Source organism: Thermoactinomyces daqus, from assembly GCF_000763315.1.
GTDB classification, from domain to species: domain Bacteria; phylum Bacillota; class Bacilli; order Thermoactinomycetales; family Thermoactinomycetaceae; genus Thermoactinomyces_A; species Thermoactinomyces_A daqus.
Map to the genome: position 1 here is coordinate 117889 of NZ_JPST01000013.1, position 18808 is coordinate 136696.

19 protein-coding genes are annotated in these 18808 nt (G+C 51.7%); all 19 read left to right on the plus strand.

Annotated elements, in window-relative coordinates; genetic code table 11:
• Nucleotides 1–38: 38 nt before the first annotated feature.
• The 19 genes from remA to spoVM all read left to right on the plus strand — a co-directional run bounded on the left by remA (nucleotide 39) and on the right by spoVM (nucleotide 18755).
• A complete protein-coding gene (gene remA / locus JG50_RS0106460) occupies nucleotides 39–305 on the plus strand; it encodes an extracellular matrix/biofilm regulator RemA (RefSeq protein WP_033100282.1) in 267 nt (88 codons plus the stop codon).
• Between the two features lie 14 nt (nucleotides 306–319).
• Nucleotides 320–922 carry a guanylate kinase gene (gmk, locus tag JG50_RS0106465; protein ID WP_033100283.1) on the plus strand — a complete coding sequence of 201 codons (603 nt, stop codon included), beginning with the start codon at nucleotides 320–322 and terminating at the stop codon, nucleotides 920–922.
• A gap of 15 nt (nucleotides 923–937) precedes the next feature.
• Entirely contained in the window at nucleotides 938–1138 is a 201-nt protein-coding gene (gene rpoZ / locus JG50_RS0106470; protein ID WP_033100284.1) for a DNA-directed RNA polymerase subunit omega, read from the plus strand.
• 201 nt (nucleotides 1139–1339) lie between these two features.
• Nucleotides 1340–2539, plus strand: a complete 1200-nt coding sequence (gene coaBC, locus JG50_RS0106475; protein ID WP_033100285.1) for a bifunctional phosphopantothenoylcysteine decarboxylase/phosphopantothenate--cysteine ligase CoaBC — start codon at nucleotides 1340–1342, stop codon at nucleotides 2537–2539.
• Nucleotides 2529–5009, plus strand: a complete 2481-nt coding sequence (gene priA / locus JG50_RS0106480; RefSeq protein ID WP_052154071.1) for a primosomal protein N' — start codon at nucleotides 2529–2531, stop codon at nucleotides 5007–5009. The genes coaBC and priA overlap by 11 nt, the downstream gene beginning before the upstream one ends.
• Nucleotides 4996–5472 carry a peptide deformylase gene (gene def / locus JG50_RS0106485; protein ID WP_033100286.1) on the plus strand — a complete coding sequence of 159 codons (477 nt, stop codon included), beginning with the start codon at nucleotides 4996–4998 and terminating at the stop codon, nucleotides 5470–5472. Before priA ends, def begins: the two co-directional genes overlap by 14 nt.
• 23 nt (nucleotides 5473–5495) lie before the next feature.
• Nucleotides 5496–6419 (plus strand): methionyl-tRNA formyltransferase, encoded by a 924-nt coding sequence (fmt, locus tag JG50_RS0106490; protein ID WP_033100321.1) that lies wholly within the window; start codon nucleotides 5496–5498, stop codon nucleotides 6417–6419.
• Entirely contained in the window at nucleotides 6416–7780 is a 1365-nt protein-coding gene (gene rsmB, locus JG50_RS0106495; protein ID WP_033100287.1) for a 16S rRNA (cytosine(967)-C(5))-methyltransferase RsmB, read from the plus strand. Before fmt ends, rsmB begins: the two co-directional genes overlap by 4 nt.
• A 210-nt stretch (nucleotides 7781–7990) precedes the next feature.
• The gene (locus JG50_RS0106500) at nucleotides 7991–9571 is read left to right on the plus strand and encodes a spore germination protein (protein WP_081943755.1); all 1581 of its coding nucleotides are present in this window, start codon (nucleotides 7991–7993) and stop codon (nucleotides 9569–9571) included.
• A complete protein-coding gene (locus tag JG50_RS0106505) occupies nucleotides 9568–10731 on the plus strand; it encodes a GerAB/ArcD/ProY family transporter (RefSeq protein WP_033100288.1) in 1164 nt (387 codons plus the stop codon). Before JG50_RS0106500 ends, JG50_RS0106505 begins: the two co-directional genes overlap by 4 nt.
• Nucleotides 10709–11830: a Ger(x)C family spore germination protein gene (locus tag JG50_RS0106510; protein ID WP_033100289.1), complete on the plus strand. Its 1122-nt coding sequence runs from the start codon at nucleotides 10709–10711 to the stop codon at nucleotides 11828–11830. The genes JG50_RS0106505 and JG50_RS0106510 overlap by 23 nt, the downstream gene beginning before the upstream one ends.
• A gap of 159 nt (nucleotides 11831–11989) precedes the next feature.
• Nucleotides 11990–13033: a 23S rRNA (adenine(2503)-C(2))-methyltransferase RlmN gene (gene rlmN / locus JG50_RS0106515; RefSeq protein WP_033100290.1), complete on the plus strand. Its 1044-nt coding sequence runs from the start codon at nucleotides 11990–11992 to the stop codon at nucleotides 13031–13033.
• Nucleotides 13034–13218: 185 nt separating this feature from the next.
• A complete protein-coding gene (locus JG50_RS0106520; protein ID WP_033100291.1) occupies nucleotides 13219–13971 on the plus strand; it encodes a Stp1/IreP family PP2C-type Ser/Thr phosphatase in 753 nt (250 codons plus the stop codon).
• 32 nt (nucleotides 13972–14003) lie between these two features.
• On the plus strand, nucleotides 14004–15713 hold the full coding sequence (gene pknB / locus JG50_RS0106525; protein WP_232330929.1) for a Stk1 family PASTA domain-containing Ser/Thr kinase: 1710 nt from the start codon (nucleotides 14004–14006) through the stop codon (nucleotides 15711–15713).
• A gap of 26 nt (nucleotides 15714–15739) precedes the next feature.
• Entirely contained in the window at nucleotides 15740–16630 is an 891-nt protein-coding gene (gene rsgA / locus JG50_RS0106530; protein WP_033100292.1) for a ribosome small subunit-dependent GTPase A, read from the plus strand.
• 1 nt (nucleotide 16631) lies between these two features.
• Complete coding sequence (gene rpe / locus JG50_RS0106535; RefSeq protein WP_033100293.1) at nucleotides 16632–17297, plus strand: ribulose-phosphate 3-epimerase; 666 nt, start codon at nucleotides 16632–16634, stop codon at nucleotides 17295–17297.
• Between the two features lie 23 nt (nucleotides 17298–17320).
• Nucleotides 17321–17872, plus strand: a complete 552-nt coding sequence (gene thiT / locus JG50_RS0106540) for an energy-coupled thiamine transporter ThiT (RefSeq protein WP_033100294.1) — start codon at nucleotides 17321–17323, stop codon at nucleotides 17870–17872.
• 18 nt (nucleotides 17873–17890) lie between these two features.
• Nucleotides 17891–18544, plus strand: coding sequence for a thiamine diphosphokinase (locus tag JG50_RS0106545; protein WP_160173821.1), 654 nt, complete (start codon nucleotides 17891–17893; stop codon nucleotides 18542–18544).
• Nucleotides 18545–18674: 130 nt separating this feature from the next.
• Nucleotides 18675–18755, plus strand: coding sequence for a stage V sporulation protein SpoVM (gene spoVM / locus JG50_RS0106550; RefSeq protein WP_033100295.1), 81 nt, complete (start codon nucleotides 18675–18677; stop codon nucleotides 18753–18755).
• Nucleotides 18756–18808 lie beyond the last annotated feature (53 nt).

Sequence of the window (18808 nt, forward strand, 5' to 3'; positions counted from 1 at the left end):
TACGATTGATCTCAAATTGGGTGAGGAGGTACTCAAACTTGGGTATCAAATTAATTAATATTGGTTTCGGCAATATTGTTTCGGCCAACCGGATTGTCTCCATTGTCAGTCCGGATTCCGCCCCGATCAAGCGGATCATTCAGGAAGCGCGCGAACGGGGTGTTTTGATCGATGCTACATATGGCCGCAGAACGCGTGCGGTCATCATCACGGACAGCGATCATGTGATCCTGTCAGCGGTACAGCCGGAGACGGTGGCTCACCGGCTGGCCAGCAAAGAACATCATGAAGAGATTGTTGAATAGGAAAGGACTTTTCTATGAAGGCGAATTATCTGCGTGAAGGACTGTTGATCGTGGTTTCGGGCCCGTCCGGTGTCGGAAAGGGAACGGTTTGTTCGGCACTTCGCAAAAAAATGCCGGAACTGACCTATTCCATTTCCGCTACGACCCGCCCGCCGCGTGAATCGGAAGTGGACGGAGTCAACTATTTTTTCAAGACCGTACCCGAGTTTAAAAAGATGATTCAAAACGACGAACTGATTGAATGGGCGCAATATGTGGGAAACTATTACGGAACTCCCCGGCGGTTTGTCGAGGAAACGCTGGCTTCCGGACAGGACATTTTACTGGAGATTGAGGTACAAGGAGCCATGCAGGTGCGGGAGAAATTTCCCCAGGGCATTTTCATTTTTCTGGTACCTCCTTCCTTTGAAGATTTGAAGCGCCGCATTTTAAACCGGGGCACGGAAACGGAAACCTCTCTGGCTCACCGCTTGGATGCCGCAACCGATGAGCTGAAACAGATCGAGCGCTACGATTACGTGGTGATCAATGATGAGGTGGAGCAAGCCTGTGAACGAATCCGGGCGATCATCACGGCCGAACATTGCCGGAAAGACCGCCTGATCTTAAGCGAATAGATGGGAGGAAGGAAAATGCTTTATCCATCCATTGATTTGTTGATGAAAAAAGCGGACAGCAAATATTCGTTGGTCGTTTTGGCGGCAAAGCGGGCGCGCCAACTGCTCGACGGGCAGGAGCCCCAAATCAAGCCGCATTCGAAAAAATATGTGGGGATGGCTTTGGAAGAGATCGCCGATGATCTCCTCGTGCCGGAACATCCGCACAAAGGATAAAGGCATGCCGATCAGGGGAACGTGCAAAGAGGAAACGGTTCCCCTGATCGTTTTGCTTGTTTTTGACGGCAACCTGTTTAAAAGGTTGTTCTTTTTGTGAGAAGAAGCGGATTGCGCTGAAACCCCGGAATGTCATATCTCCCGAATGAATAGCGCGAACAGTTTTTCCGGGGGAACGAAGGAAGGGAGAGGGGGATTGCCATGAAGGAAAAACGGATCGTGCTCGGTGTCACAGGTGGGATCGCTGCTTTTAAAGCCGCTTCTGTCGCCAGCGGGCTTGCGCAACGCGGATATGATGTGAGAGTGATTATGACCAAGTCGGCAACTCAATTTATCACCCCTCTTACAATGCAGATCTTGTCCCGGCATCATGTGGCAGTCGACACCTTTGATGAATATAATCCCGAAGTGGTGAACCATATCGATCTGGCCGATCACGCCGATTTGTTTATCATTGCCCCGGCGACGGCCAATATCATTGCCAAAATGGCCCTTGGACTCGGGGATGACATGCTGTCGACAACCTTATTGGCCACGCAGGCCCCGATCGTGGTTGCACCGGCGATGAACGTACATATGTACGAAAATCCGGTCGTGCAAAAAAATCTCGCGACCCTGAGAGAGCGGGGCGTCTTTTTCATTGAACCGGGGCAAGGGCATCTGGCCTGTGGTTATGTGGGAAAAGGACGCATGGCAGAGCCTGAGGAAATCATCTCGTGGGTGGAAACGTTTTTTGCCGGAGGGAAACCGCTCGCCGGAAAAACGGTGCTGATCACGGCGGGACCGACGCAGGAACCGATCGACCCGGTGCGCTACATCTCCAATCACTCTTCCGGCAAGATGGGATTTGCCCTGGCGGAAGCAGCCGCCAAGGCCGGGGCGGAAGTCATCTTGATCGCCGGGCCGGTTTCGCTGCAAACACCGGAGAGGGTGAAAAGAATCGACGTCGTGCGGGCTTTGGAAATGAGAGAAGCGGTTTTACACTATTTGCCGCAAGCCGATATTATAATAAAAGCAGCCGCTGTATCCGATTACCGGCCGTTGCAGGAACATGGGCAAAAGCTGAAAAAAACGGCGGATCAACTGACCCTCACGCTGACGAAAACGGAAGATATCGCCAGCGAAGTGGGAAAGAGAAAAAAAGAGCATCAACTATTCGTGGGCTTTGCCGCAGAAACACAGCGGGTTGAGGATTATGCCAGAGAGAAGCTCGAGCGCAAGGGGATGGACCTGATTGTGGCGAATGATGTGACCTTACCGGGAGCGGGCTTTGGAACGGAAACGAATATCGTGACGGTTTATGACCGGCAGGGAAAAGTTCTGTCGTTGCCGCTGATGAGCAAGGCCGAAGTGGCAGCGGAAATCATCCGGCTGATCGGAGAACGCTTGCATGGGAACTGATGCCGGTTTGATTGCTGAAGTGATTGTCGATGTACCGGCCAAAGCCACTGACCGTCCCTATGATTACCGGATTCCGACTGAACTTTTTACGGAGGTGCAGATCGGCAGCCGGGTAAAAGTGCCGTTTGGCCCGCAGAAACGGATCGGTTATGTGGTCAATATCAAAGAACGGCCCGCTGCCGGACGCCTGAAATCGATTCAGGAGGTAATGGATTTTGCGCCCCCGCTCACTCCGGAACTGGTGCAGCTCGGGTTTTTTATGGCCAATGAGTATTTGTGCCGTACGATTACCGCTCTCCAATCGATGATTCCTGCCGTACTGAAGGGAACCTACCAAAAAATCGTCCGTCTGCACCCGGAGGCCGGACGAAAAGAAGAAACGCTGCTCAGCCTTTCTGCCAAGTCATTATTGGTTCACCTGCGCGAGCAGGGGGAGTGCGCATGGGAGGATGCTCTCCGTTTTGCAGGAGTGGATGCCTCTCTCCTGAGGCAACTGAGCGAGGAGAAATGGGTGGTTTTGGAGGAGAGAGTCGGCGATCGTGTCACGAAGCAAAAAGTGATCTTCGTCCGGCCCAAAAAACCGGAGGAATTGGCGAACGCCGCTGCTTCCCTGTCGGCCCGGGCGGTCAGACAAAAAGAAGTGCTCCGTTTTTTTGAAAAAAGGCCGCGAGAGATCGCGTTGCCCGATTTGCTGTCAGAACTGGGTGTCGCCCGTTCCACCGTAAAAACGCTGGTCGAGGCGGGATTTCTTGAATGGGAGGAACGGGAGTTGTATCGCGATCCCTTTGCCCATCGCCAGTTTGAGCGGACCGCTCCTTTGCCGCTGACGCCTGAGCAGTATCAAGCCTTTGCGTCGATCGTGGCCCCGATCAGGGAACGCTGTTTCCGCTCCATTTTGCTTCACGGGGTGACGGGGAGCGGAAAAACGGAAATTTACCTGCAGGCGATCGCCGAAGTGATGCAGCAGGGGCGGGAAGCGATTGTACTGGTTCCGGAAATCTCGTTGACACCGCAGATGGTCGACCGTTTTAAAAGCCGGTTTGGCGATCTGGTGGCCGTGTTGCACAGCGGGCTTTCCGGCGGAGAACGCTATGATGAATGGCGCAAAATCCGGTTGGGTAAGGTTAAAGTGGCAATAGGAGCCCGCTCGGCGATTTTTGCCCCATTCCAAAATGTGGGGCTGATCATCATCGACGAAGAACACGAATCCTCTTATAAACAAGAAGAGAATCCGAAGTATCACGCGCGGGACGTTGCTCTGTGGCGGGCACAACACCATGGGGCTGCCCTGGTTCTCGGTTCGGCCACTCCGGCGGTGGAAACGGTTGTGAGCGCACAGCAGGGATGGCATGAGTGGGTGCAGTTGAAAGAGCGGGTAAAAGGAAGACCGTTTCCGCAGATGGAGATTGTCGATATGCGGGAAGAATTGCGCAAAGGAAACCGTACCATGTTCAGCGAGCGGTTGAAGGAGGAATTGCTTTCCTGTGTCAACCGGGGGGAACAGGCGGTTTTATTCCTCAACCGCCGCGGTTTTTCCACTTTTGTCATGTGCCGGGAATGCGGCGAAGCGCTAGTCTGCCCCCACTGTGACATCTCGCTTACCTACCATCAGACCAACCGGACGGTGCGTTGTCACTATTGCGGTTTTGCCCAGCGGATGCCGGGGGCGTGTCCGCATTGCCAAAGCAAACATATCCGTCATTTCGGCACGGGTACGCAACGGGTCGAAGAAGAACTGGCACGGCGTTTTCCCGGTCTGCGTGTGATTCGCATGGATGTGGACACCACCAGCCGGAAAGGGGCGCACGAACGGTTGCTCAACGCATTTGGCTCCGGAAAAGCGGATGTTTTGCTGGGAACGCAAATGATCGCCAAAGGATTGGACTTTCCGCAGGTGACGCTGGTCGGGGTGATCGCCGCCGATTCCATGCTGCATCTTCCGGATTTTCGGGCTGCCGAACGGACGTTTCAATTGTTGACGCAAGTGAGCGGCCGGGCCGGGAGGCATGAAAAGCCGGGCCGGGTGATCATTCAAACATACAGCGCTGACCATTACAGCATTGAACGGGCCGTTGAGCATGACAGCGACGGTTTTTACCGACAGGAAAGCATCATTCGGAAACAGCATGGATATCCTCCTTTTTACGGCTTGTTTACCCTCTTGTTAAGCCATCCGGATCGCGTTTCCCTGATGCGGCAGGGACAGGAAATGGCGCGTTTTCTGGGAAAGAATTTACCGAAGCGGACGCGGCTCCTGGGTCCCGTTCCCGCGCCGATTCCGAGGCTGAAAGATCGTTATCGTTTGCAAATGTTGATCAAATATCCCCCTTTGGATGAAGTAACCGCAGAAAAGTGCAAAATTTGCTTGCGGGAACTGGAGATGCGGATCGATGACGGGGATTTAAGGTTCAGCATAGATCGAGATGGAATTGTTTGGGAAAGGAGTTTTCATGAAAATGGCCATTCGTAAAATTGTGCAATATCCCGATCCCGTCCTGAAACAAAAGGCAAAGCCGGTGACCAAATTTCACGCGCGCTTGGCGAAATTGCTCGATGATATGGCGGAGACGATGTATGACGCTCGTGGCGTTGGATTGGCTGCGCCGCAAGTCGGAATCCTGAAGCGGGCAATTGTGGTCGATGTCGGAGAAGGGCTGATTGAAATGGTAAATCCGGAAATCGTCGAGAAAAAGGGAGAACAGATTTCTCCGCCGGAAGGCTGCCTCAGCATTCCCAATCTGCTCGGGGAAGTGCGCCGGGCCAACTGGATCAAGGTCAAAGGGCAGGATCGCCACGGAAATCCGGTGGAAATCGAGGCGGAAGGATACCTGGCGCGTGCCTTCCAACATGAAATCGACCATCTGAACGGCGTTTTGTTTATTGATGTGGCTGAACGCGTGTTCCGCCCGGATGAAGAGGAGGAAGAGGATTGACGGATCAAGTCAAAGTCTTGTTTATGGGAACTCCGGATTTCGCCGTTCCCTCCTTGGAATCGCTGGTACGGGAAGGCTATCATGTGATCGGGGTGGTGACCCAGCCTGATCGGCCCAAGGGCCGCAAGAAAGAATTGACTCCTCCCCCGGTTAAGATGGCGGCGCAAAAGCTGGGACTGCCCGTTTACCAGCCGGAAAAGTTGCGCGATCCGGAAGCGGTGGAAAGAGTATTGTCGCTGAAGCCGGATTTGATCGTCACAGCCGCCTACGGGCAAATTTTGCCGGAAGCTATTTTAAAGGAACCCAAATTCGGCTGCATTAACGTCCACGCTTCCCTCCTGCCGAAATATCGTGGGGGAGCCCCGATCCATCACGCGATCATCAACGGGGAGAAAGAAACCGGCATCACGATCATGTATATGGTCAAAGCGCTGGATGCGGGAGATATCATTTCACAACGCTCCATTCCGATCACGGATGATGATGATGTCGGAACCATGCATGAGAAGCTGAGCGTCCTCGGAGCTGAACTGTTGACGGAAACGATGCCTCTGCTTCTGGAAGGCAAGATAACAGCGGTCAAACAGGATGAAAGTCAGGTAACCTATGCGCCCAATATTACGCGTGATGATGAAAAAATCGATTGGACACGCACGGCCATGGAACTTTGGAATCAGGTGCGAGGCCTTTATCCTTGGCCTGTCGCCTTTACCACTTGGAAGAATCAGCCGTTTAAAATTTGGCGGGCGAAGCCGGTTGAAAAACAGGCCACGGCCGAACCCGGGACAGTGGTGCAGATTGATGAAGCCGGGATTTTGGTCGCGACCGGAGGCGGACATTTGCTGTTGCAGGAGGTGCAGCCGGCGGGAAAACGCAGGATGCCGGTGGCTGAATTCGTGCGCGGGCGGCAGATGACGGTTGGAGAACAGTTAGGGGATCGGAAATGAAGAAAGCCACAGCCCGGGAAGTTGCGCTTGATATTCTGATTGAATATGAAGAAAGGCACTCATACAGCAATCTTCTCTTAAACCATGCTCTGGAAAAAAGCGGGCTGGATGACCGGGACAAGCGCCTGGTGACCGAGCTGGTGTACGGGACGATTCAGCGGATGAATACGCTTGATTGGATATTAAATTCCCTGGTTAAAAAAGGAACCGGTTCATTGGAGCCCTGGGTGGGCCAGCTGTTGCGCCTGGGAATTTATCAACTGGCCTATCTGGATAAAATTCCTTCCCGTGCAGCCGTTCACGAAACCGTACAGATCGCCAAAAAGAGAGGACATAAGGGGATTTCCGGATTGGTTAACGGAGTGATGCGGTCCTATCTGCGGCAGAAGGAGAGACTGACGCCTTCCGCCTTTCCGAAGAACATCAAGGAAAAAGCCCTTTATTATTCCCATCCGGAATGGATGGTGCGCCGGATGGAAGAAGTATACGGTGAAGAAGAATCCCGCCTGATGTTCACTTCCAATCATGTTCCGCCCAAAGTAAACATTCGCGTCAACTCCCTGCGCCTGACGCGGGATCAATTTATTGAAAAATGGGGAAGGCAGCAGGAGGGGAAGGCCCTCCCCTCTCCTGTTTCACCCGACGGCATCCGGATCGAGCGAGGCGGGAATCCGGCTTTCTCCTTGCTGTTCCGGGAAGGAGACTGTTCAATTCAGGATGAAAGTTCCATGTTGGTCGCTCCGGCGCTTGATCCGCGGCCGGGGATGAAGGTGCTCGATGTTTGTGCGGCCCCGGGCGGGAAAACGATGCATATGGCGGAACGGATGAAGAATGAAGGTTCCATTTTGGCTTGTGATATTCATGAGCATAAATTGGAGCTGATCTCTTCCAATGCAAACCGGCTGGGGATTACCATTGTCACTCCGAAAAAGGCGGACGGAAGGGAGCTGGGCAAAGAGATCGCCAGGGAGACTTTTGATGCCATTCTGCTGGATGCCCCTTGCTCCGGGCTGGGGGTGATTCGCCGCAAACCCGATATCAAATGGAGCAAAGAAGCCAGGATGATCGACCCGCTGGTGCAGATGCAGAAGGAGTTGCTGGAAGCAGTTGCGCCGCTTCTGAAACCGGGCGGAGTGCTCGTCTACAGCACCTGCACCATTGAACCGCGTGAAAACCAGGAGCAGGTCGAGGCCTTTTTATCCCGCCATCCGGAGTTTTTTGCCGATGAAAAATGGCAGGAAAACCTGCTTCCGCTCGTGCGGGAGCGTGCCATCATCGCCGGTGGATGGCTGCAAATCCTGCCGCATCATTTTATGAGCGACGGTTTTTTTATCGCCCGGATGATCAAACGGCCATCGTGAAGACATGGCCCGAAACGGGACGACGACGGAAGGAGCCGGAGCGAAGAGAATGACCAAAAAGGCGGCGTGAACCGGCATATGGAGGCTGTGTGATCAAGTTGAACCATTCACCGCAACAGGTGGATGGTTTTTTTTGTCTTCATTTTCCATATTCCGTATTATTTTGCATGTTTTTCATGCATGTCGGGCAGGTTATGAATGGTGATGTGAATGAAGAAAGCGTCGTATCGAATCTTGCGCTTAAAAGAGCGCAGGAAGCAGAAAAAGCTGGAACAGCATAATGAAAGCCAGCTGAGCAAAGCGGTTCAGGAGGAAACGCACATTTTTGACACAGAGGCCAAAAATGTGGAGTTTATCAAGAATATCCTGAAAGAGTGTTCCGACCTGGTCGTGCGCACCTTTGTGATCGATGTGCCGAAAGATTTGAAATCCTCGGTTGTCTATCTCGATGAAATGGTGCAAAAAGATATCAATCACAACTTTATCATCCGCCCCCTGATGAAATACAGCGATAAACGAGAATCAGTCAATGACTTGTATGATGAGGTGTACAACCATCTGGTTCAGGCGGGTGAGGTCAAAGAGATCGAAGATATGAAGAGTGCACTTGATGCCATTCTCTCCGGGGATACGGTTGTTTTTTTGGATAATTTCCGTAAGGCTTTGGTGGTCGGAACCAAAGGGTGGACTACCCGGAGTGTGTGTGAGCCCCATGCGGAATCCGTCGTGCGGGGCCCCCGTGAAGGGATGAGTGAAACCGTAGTGTGCAGCCTGTCGATGATCCGTCACCGGTTGCGCGATCCGTTCCTGAGAGTCAAGTACTTTACCAAAGGGAAACGAACCAAGACCACTGTCGCTCTTCTTTATATCGAAGGTGTTTGCGATGAAGAAGTCGTGAAAGAAGCTGAAAAGCGCATTCAGGATATCCAGATTGACGGAATCCTCGAGTCCGGCTATGTTGAAGAGTTTATAGTCGATCAGATGTGGACGCCGTTTCCGCTGATCCAAAATACGGAGCGTCCGGACTCGGTTGTCGCCCATCTGCTGGAAGGACAGTTTGCCATCCTTGTGGACGGCAGCCCTTATGCTTTGATTGCCCCGGCTGTATTCAGCCAGTTTTATTACAGCTCGGAAGATTATTATGAGCGGTATCTGATCGCTACCTTTTTGCGGTTTATCCGCTTACTCAGTCTGTTTATTGCGCTTTTGCTGCCGTCCCTGTATATCGCATTCGTTTCCTTCCATCCTGAAATGGTTCCTTCAAAGCTGTTGATCGCCATGGCGGCCGGCCGGGCCACCGTGCCTTCTTCACCGATTTTGGAAGCGTTGTCGATGGAAATCAGTGTGGAGATTTTGCGTGAGGCGAGTATCCGCTTGCCTTCGCCGATCGGGCCGACCATCGGAATTGTCGGCGGTTTGGTCATCGGACAGGCGGCGGTACAGGCCGGATTGATTTCACCTGCGTTTGTCATTGTCGTCGGGCTGACCACCATCAGTTCCTATGCCAATCCGAGTTACAGCGCTGCCATCTCGGTTCGGTTGTTGCGCTTTCCCATGATGATGTTTGCCGCAGCCTTTGGACTGTACGGGATCATGATCGCCATGATGCTGATCATCCTTCACCTGGTGCAGCTCCGTTCATTTGGCGTTCCCTATATGTCCCCGTTTGCACCGCTTAATTTAAAAGCGTTGAAAGATACTTTGATCCGTGTTCCGTGGCCCTGGATGAAAAAACGGCCGGAGATTTACAAGGTAAACGATGTTGTGAGACAAGGCGGGGGAGAAAAATGAATCAACAGCAATTAACAGATGGTACGAGATACAGTATTACAGTGTATCAGGCTTTTACCATAGTTGTTTCCACCATCTATGGGGTTGGTGTACTCAGTTTGCCGCGCGATGTGGCGGAAGTCAGTGGTAATGACATGAGCTGGATTATTATCGTCAGCGGGATTTTTGTCGGAATTATCATCGCCTTGCTGACTGCTCTTTGCATGAGGTTTCCAGGGCAGACCATTGTCCAGTTTGCTCCCGAGATCTTGGGAAGCAGGAGGAGCCACTGGTTGGGCAGATTCCTGACTATCATTGTCTTGTTGATCATCGCCCTTTACTTGGTATCGGGCATCTCCATGAGTGTCCGTATATTTGGAGAAGCGATGGTGAATGCGGTCTTGGTGAATACGCCAATTGAAGCGGTAATCTTGGTTCTGCTTATTTCGGTTGCCATTGCGGCGGGCAGTGAATTCGGGATCGTGGCCAAATATAATGAGCTATTGATGTTGCTGAATTTCTTCCCATTAGTCATCGAAATATTTGCTTTCATTCAACGGGGAGAGAGTACCAATCTCCTGCCTTTGCTGCAAATGAACACTTCACAGTTGCCCAAAGCAATGCTAAGCGGCGCTTTTGCTTACTCCGGGTACAGTGTGCTCCTGATGTTTTCCGGATTTTACAAACAACCGATGAAAGCGTGGAAAGCCCATTTATTCGCCATTGGAACAATTATTGTCCTTTACTGGATAAAATGTGTGGGTACATTATCCATTTTCGGCAAAGATGAACTGGTTCGGGTCATGTATCCCGTATTGGAAACAGGAAAAGTGATCCGGCTTCATGCCATGCTGTTTGAACGGTTGGAGTCGGCCATTCTGTCGATTTGGCTGGTGCTCGTATTTACGTCAGTGTTAAATCTGTATGCCTGTACTGTGCAGATGGTGATCGAATTTTTCCGACTGAAAGGACGGTATCGCCGCTGGATCGCCTTTGCTTTTGCCCCGGTTCTTTATGTTATGGCTATGGCTCCAGAAAATATGGGGGAAGTGGGCAAATATGCGGAACGAGTTGGAATTTTTGGTTTTCTTACGGACTGTTTGCCCATTTTGCTGCTTGTGATTGCCATCCTGCGTCGCAAGAAAGGGGAAATGCCGCGTGAAATATCTTCTTCGCGCTAAGGGGTTTATCGTTTTGCTCAGTTTGTTCTTGCTGACGGGTTGTTGGGACAGTATTGAAATTGAAAAGCGGGCGGTGATTGTCTCCCTGGCAATTGACAAAGGAAAAAAGGGATATGAGGTAACCGCACAAGTCCCCAGTCCCGGGCAAATTGTCGGCGGAGGTGGCGGCGGCGGGGGAAAAGGCGGCCCCGGCGCCGTTCAATCGTTCACCGCTGAGGGGGAAACGCTGAGAGATGCCTTAAGCGAATTGCAAAGCAAGGTAAACAATCCGATCTTCCTGGGGCATTTGCAAACGTTGCTGTTAAGCAAGGATGTGGCAAAAGAAGGGATTTCAAGGCATCTGGACGCTTTGCGCCGCAGCCCGGAAATCCGCAGGCACATGTGGCCGATTGTGATCGATGGCAAAGCGAAGGAAGCCATGAAAACGCAGGTCGGATTGGAACCGATTCCGACCGATTACCTCCGTGATCAGATCGATACCGGAGTGAAAATAGGAAAACTCCCGACGATTGATCTGGGCCAAGTGATGATTGAATTGTCCAATCCGCAAAAGCGAAATCCGTTGATCAATATGTTTAAGGCGCAGAAAGAGCAGTTTGACTGGGAAGGGATGGCTGTGTTTCGCGGGGATCGCATGGTCGGAGTATTAGATGAGAGATTGCTCACCCCGATCATGCATATCCACAGACAGCGCTCCGGAGCTGATCTGTCCGTCCCTTGCGGAAAGGCAGAAGGAACCTTCTTTTTTCATCCGGAAAATGCCCGCAGAAAGGTCACAGTAAAAAACGGGAAAGTTGACATACAGGTGAAAATAGAAGGAGAAATTAATGAAAAAACTTGTCCGATCCAGATCACAGAAAAATCAACCTACCAACAACTGAGCCAATTGGTTGCCAGGGAATATGAGAAGATTGCCAAAAAACTGGTCGAGCGTTCACAAAAAGAGTTTCGCGTCGATGTGATGGGGATCGGGAATTATGTGCACGCCTTCTATCCGAAATTCTATGAGAAAATGCAATGGAGAAGCCGATATGCAAACATACCGATCCAAATTCATTACAAAGTTACGCTCAGACGCATCGGCCTGGAATCCAGTTAGGGGATGAACAGCGCAGGGACATGGAGGGTGCGAAAAAAATCTTCACGACCTGTCCCTTTTTTTTGGATTGTACTATGATATAATAAGAAAAGTTTTGATGCAGGGAGAACCCTGCTTTTTATTGACGTAAGGCAGTTTTCGAAGAATTGGTGAGAATGAATGGTGAAAACTTTTGCATATGATTTATCTTATCAGGAATGGAAAGATTGGATGACTCGCCACGGTCACCCCGAATGGCGAGCCAACCAGATCATGGATTGGCTCTATGTCAAACGCGTCGATTCGTTTGGCGACATGACAAATTTGCCGAAAAACATGCGTGCAGAATTAAGTGAATTCTTTCACCTGATGCCGCTTCAAGTGATTACGACTCAGGTATCCCGCGATGGAACGGTGAAGTTTCTGTTCGGTCTTCACGACGGACATGCGATTGAAACCGTGATTATGCGTCATAACTACGGGATCAGCGTCTGTGTGACGACACAGGTGGGATGCAGGGTCGGTTGCACTTTTTGCGCTTCGACACTCGGAGGATTGAAGCGAAATCTGAGCGCCGGCGAGATCGTGGCACAAGTGGTTATGGCGCAGAAATATCTTGATCCGTCATCTGAAAAGGTCAAATCGGTTGTGGTGATGGGTTCGGGTGAACCATTTGAAAATTATGAACCGACGATGAAGTTTGTTCGCATAATCAATGACGGGCACGGACTCAATATTGGCCAGCGCCATATCACGGTATCCACCAGCGGAGTCGTTCCCAATCTCTACCGGTTTGCCGACGAAAATTGGCAGGTAGGCCTGGCGATTTCCCTTCATGCTCCCAATACCGAACTCAGGTCCAAGCTCATGCCGATCAACCGGCGTTATCCATTGGCGGAATTATTGGACGCATGCCGGTACTATTTGGAAAAAACCGGGCGTAGACTCACTTTTGAGTATGCCCTGATCGGCGGGAAAAACGACCAAAGCGAACATGCTCATGAACTGGGCAAACTGCTTAAAGGGATGAATTGCCTTGTCAATCTCATTCCGGTAAACTATGTTCCGGAGCGAAATTACACACGTACACCGAGAAAGCAAATTTTCGAATTTAAGCGAATCCTGGATTCCTATCATGTGAATACCACGATTCGCCGGGAACACGGGCATGATATCGATGCAGCGTGTGGACAACTTCGTGCCAAACACAGTCGTCTGAGCTAGGAGAGCTTCAGCGGTTTTCTGACGATTTCGTTTCGCCTATCACCTTTTTCAACAGAAATGATATGAATACCTTTTTCAACAAAAGAAAAAAGGCAGCAATCGATCCGGCAATGAATCGGTCTACGGGATTTCCTCTTGATAAAGGTCAATACAGGGAATACTAGAAAGGGAAAGGGGTAACCGGAATGGAGCTTGCACGGCGCACTGACATCGGTCGTGTGCGTGACCTGAATGAAGACAGCACAGGCCTGGTTTTGACCAAATCGGGAACTGTGATCGCGATCGTCGCCGACGGAATGGGCGGTCATCAAGCTGGCGATGTAGCCAGCCGCGAAACGGTCGACACCATTGAAAAGGTGCTCCGGGCGGAAAACCTGGATGTTTCGACTGATGAAAAAAGCGATCTGCTTCTGCATGCCGTAGGAAAGGCCAATGAGAAAGTATTCAGGATGGCCGAGCAGAACAGCCAGTTATCCGGCATGGGCACGACGGTAATCGCCGCGATCGTCGATCAACACGAAGTGGTTCTGGCTCATGTTGGGGACAGCCGCGCCTACATGCTGCACAAAAACGGGCTGTATCAACTGACCGAGGATCATTCGTATGTCAACATTCTGCGAAAGAATGGACAAATCACGGCCGAAGAAGCGCGCAACCATCACCTGCGCAATATGATCGTTCGAGCTGTCGGTACAAATGAAGATGTCGAAGTCGATCTGATAAATACACCATGGAGCAAGGACGATATTTTCCTCATGTGTTCCGATGGACTCACCACGATGGTTAGCGAAAGGGAGATTGGACTTGTCCTCTCATCTACATCCATGACGCTGGACGAAAAAGCCGATAAATTGATCGAATTAGCTTTGGAAGCCGGCGGGGCGGATAACATTTCCCTAATTCTTCTAAGACATACAGGTGGGTCAGCTACATCTTAATTGGGTTCAAGGAGGAACAGGTGACCATGCAGATGGAAGGGAAGAAGCTGGGGGGACGTTACGAAATAGTCAGCCGTGTCGGCGGCGGTGGAATGGCGGTCGTATACAAAGCAAAAGACTTGCTGTTAAACCGTTATGTCGCGATTAAAGTGTTAAGTGATTCCCTCAGTAATGACTCGGAGTTTATACGTCGTTTTAGCCGGGAAGCACAAGCTGCCGCGAGCTTGTCCCATCCCAATATTGTCAATGTGTATGATGTGGGGAAGGATCATTATACTCATTACATTGTCATGGAGCTGGTTGAAGGGCCGACGCTGAAACAATACATTCAGGAACGGGGACCGCTCCCGGCGCAGGAAGCGGCCGCCATCGCGATCCAAATCTGCGACGGTTTGGCTCATGCCCATGAAAATCAGATTGTCCACCGCGATATCAAACCGCATAATATCCTGCTCGGAGCCAATGGCAGAGCGAAAGTGACCGACTTCGGGATTGCCAGGGCGGCAAGTTCCTCTACGATTACCCAAGAAGGTTCCGTCATGGGTTCTGTCCATTATTTTTCACCGGAACAGGCGCGGGGAGGTGTGATCGGGGAAAAATCCGATCTCTACTCCTTGGGGATTGTCCTGTATGAAATGCTGACAGGCCGCCTGCCGTTTGACGGCGACTCCGCGATCAGCATTGCTTTGAAGCACCTGCAGGAGATTCCGGAAGATCCGCGCTCAATCAATCCGAACATTCCCGATGCGCTGGCGGAAGTGATCCTGTGCGCATTGGACAAAGACCCTAACAAACGCTTCAGCTCCGCCCGCGAGATGCTGAAGGCGATCCAGCAGGCAGCCAATATCGGGCCCCGCCTGGAAGCCAACTGGGCCGGAACCCGTTCCAAACCGACACAGCGCGATCTTTATCAAACCATTCCGCTTTCGGAGGATGAGGAAGGCGAATCCCCGGTGGCAACCGCTGTTGAACCACCTTCTTATCACTCGCCGATCCAGCGTCCGGAAATTCGCAGCGGTCAGCGTAAAGGGCAGGTCGCTTCCAACGCGCTCGGTGACAAAACGCTGGCCAATCTCGAACGGCTGAAGAGTGCTCCCAACGACAGCGAGCGTACCATGTTCCAGCGCACGGTCGTTTGGCTGGAAAATGTGCAAGCCAATCTGCCTTGGTGGCAAAAACTTTTGTTTGGCCTCATTACAATTATCATCATCCTGGTTTTGACCATATGGGGCTTTGACACGATCTGGGGCTTATTCTCAGGCGGAAGTGAAGATCAGACGGTGACGGAAAATACCGGAAAACCGGTGAAAATGGAATTGTTCACGAACTTGGATGAAGCTAAAAAATGGTTGGCGGACAACGGTTTTCCAGAGCCCAAAATCATACCAAAACCGAAAGAAGGAGTCCAACCGGGGCAAATTTGGGATCAAGAGCCACGGAACGGAACGATGGTAGACGACCCTGCAAACACGCAAGTGAAAATTTATGTAGGTGTGGAGGGGGCTATAGTCGACAATTATTATGGAAAGTTTGAATCTGCCGTTCACAGCAGCAAATTGGCAGATAAGCCCTATAAAGTCGAACTGTACAGATGTCCGGATCCGGCCGGGCAAAGTGTAGGTCATGCCCATATCTTTAGGCAGGAGCCGGAAGCGGGTACTTTCATTAAAAAGGGCGGAGTCGTGAAGGTTTACAGTTATATTGCGAATGAACCAAAGTGTGAATTGGTTCCAGGTTGGTAATCAAACTTTGACAAAGGAGGTCTTATATGCCTGTCGGGCAAATTGTAAAAGCCATCAGCGGGTTTTACTACGTGCGCACGGACGGGGGCGATATGCTCCAGTGCCGGGCGCGCGGGGTGTTCAAGTTTGACAAGAAGAAGCTGACCCCGCTGGTCGGCGATATCGTCGAGTTTGAAAAGACGGGGCAGAACGAAGGCGTGGTGACCTCCGTTCAGCCCCGTCGCAATGAACTCATTCGTCCACCCATCGCCAATGTCGATCAGGCGGTGGTTGTTTGTTCTTTGCGGCAGCCTCGGTTTCAGCAAATGCCGGTCGATCGTTTCCTCGTGCACGGGGAGCGTGAAGGACTGGATCTTGTGATAGTTCTCACAAAAAGGGATTTATTGAAGAACAACGGCGAAATTGAACGGATCAGCGCGATTTACCGGCCGGCCGGCTACAAGGTAATCGCGACCAGCGTCGTCACAGGAGAAGGCATGGATGAACTGAAGGCGGTGCTGGCCGGAAAGGTATCCGTGTTCGCCGGCCAATCGGGAGTGGGAAAAAGTTCACTCCTCAATCATCTGTTGCCGGGAATGCAGCTTTTGACCGGACAAGTGAGCAAAAAAATCGCCCGCGGGCGCCATACAACGAGAACGGTGGAATTGTTGCCCATGGAGACAAACGGACAAGTGGCGGATACACCCGGTTTCAGCCAATTGACTTTTCAGGGATTTGAACCGACAGAGCTCGGCGATTATTTTCCCGAAATTCGCGAGCGGGCACCGGAATGCCGGTTTCGCGGCTGTTTGCACACCGGGGAGCCGGGTTGTGCAGTAAAAGCGGCGCTGGAGCAGCAAGAAATCGACGAAAAGCGTTATCAAAACTATACGCAGTTTTTGGCAGAAATCAAAGATGCGCTGGCGAGGAGGTATTAGCATGATCAAGATTGCGCCATCGATTCTGTCGGCCGACTTCGCCCGGTTGCAGGAAGAGATTGCCGACGTGGAACGGGCAGGGGCTGACTGGATTCATATTGATGTGATGGATGGTCATTTTGTACCCAACATCACGATGGGGCCTTTGGTAGTGGAGGCGATTCGCCCTCATACGAAACTGCCGCTCGATGTTCACCTGATGATTGAGGAACCGGACCGATATATTGAAAGGTTTGCCAAAAGCGGCGCTGATCTGATTTCGGTTCACCAGGAAGCGTGCCGACATTTGCACCGCACCGTCCACCTGATCAAGGAGCAGGGCGTGAAAGCGGGTGTTGTCCTGAATCCGGCGACACCGGTCGCGATGATTGAACCGATTTTGCGCGATGTTGACCTGATTTTGCTGATGACGGTCAATCCCGGATTTGGCGGGCAGGCGTTTATCCCGGACGTACTCGACAAGATTCGCGGATTGCGCCGGCTGATCGATGCCCAATCTCTTCAGCTCGAAATTGAAGTGGACGGCGGCATCAATCAGGAGACGGCACAGCTGGCAGTTGAAGCGGGAGCGACGGTGCTGGTGGCCGGATCGGCGGTGTTTGGCCAAAAAGACCGCGAGGCCGCCATCGCTGCCATCCGCCGTGCCGGGACGGGAAGCCGCGGTTAAGCAGTGAGAAGGAGAGAAACACCATGAATTCATCCACACGATTGGTAACGATGCTGGAAGTGGCGATCATGACAGCGGTCGCAGCTGTATTGGATAAGCTGACACTGTTTGAAATGCCAAACGGCGGTTCGATTACCCTGGTGATGATCCCGATCGCCGCCGTTTCGTTCCGGCGCGGGGTGAAAGCAGGACTGTCCTGTGGCTTGCTGACCGGATTGTTGCTGCTCATTACCGGCGGTTATGTGGTCCATCCGGTGCAGGCGGCGCTTGATTATCCGATCGCTTTTGCCGCTTTGGGGCTGGCCGGGCTCTTTCGCATTCGCGAACATTATGCGCGCAAATGGAAAGCTTCACTGGCCGGTTTCGGGCTTTTGTTTGCCGGCGCGTTTCGCCTGTTGTCCCACTTTATTTCCGGGGTTGTCTTTTTTAAACAATACGCTCCGGCAGGCCAGTCCGTCTACCTCTATTCATTCCTCTACAATGTCACCTATCTGTTGCCCGAAGTGATCATTTCGTTCGTTGCCGTTCTTTTGATCCTATATTCCGCTCCGCAATTGATCACACGGCAATCGTAAAAGCGGGAGTGAATCATGTTGAAGCAAAAAGTGCTGGTGGTGGCGGGGGGAGATTTGACGGCGGAGGAGATCGCCCTGATCGATCCGGAAAAGTATTATATCATTACGGCGGATGCCGGTGCGAAAAAGCTGGTTCAGGCGGGAATCACTCCCCACCTGGCCGTGGGTGACTTTGATACCGCCGGTGAGGAGTTTGCCGATGAACTGATGCAGTCGGGGATCGAGGTGGAGCGATTGCCGGCGGAAAAGGAGGAAACCGACCTGCATTATGCCCTCACAAAGGCGCTTGAGCACCAAACCGGAGGGGAAGTGCTCATTTTGGGAGCGCTGGGTGGAGCCCGCCTCGATCATTTGCTTGCCAATGTGGGGCTTCTGGAATGGCTGGAGGCCCGTGGGACCCGGGGGGTTTTGCTCCATTCCAGCAACCGGGTCCGCTTTTTTTCCGGCCCGGGTAAAATCGAGTTGAGGCAAGGAGAATTCCCCTACATTTCTTTGATTCCGGTTTCCAGAGAAGTGATGGGAATTGTGACAGACGGGCTAAAATACCCTCTGAAAAATGAAACGCTTTATCGCGGATTCACACGCGGGATCAGCAATGAATTGGCAAGCGGATCCGGCTGGGTCTCGATCCGTTCGGGAAAATGCCTGCTGGTCGAAAGCCGCGACCGCTAAGGAATATGGCGTTCACCCCAAGCAATTTTTTCTCCTGTTCTAGGTACACATTGAACTCTATAGAATATAAATAAGATGAAGAAAACACGGTCATTATCTTTTATCATTGCAGCGTAAGGGGTGAATGTTGGTGAAGTTCTATACCATAAAGCTACCGAAATTCCTGGGCGGTTTCGTTAAGGTTTTGCTAGCGGCATTCAAAAAAGATTAATGGCCAAATAAAAAAAGCACCCCAATCGGTGCTTTGAGGTTGTTGACAAAGAA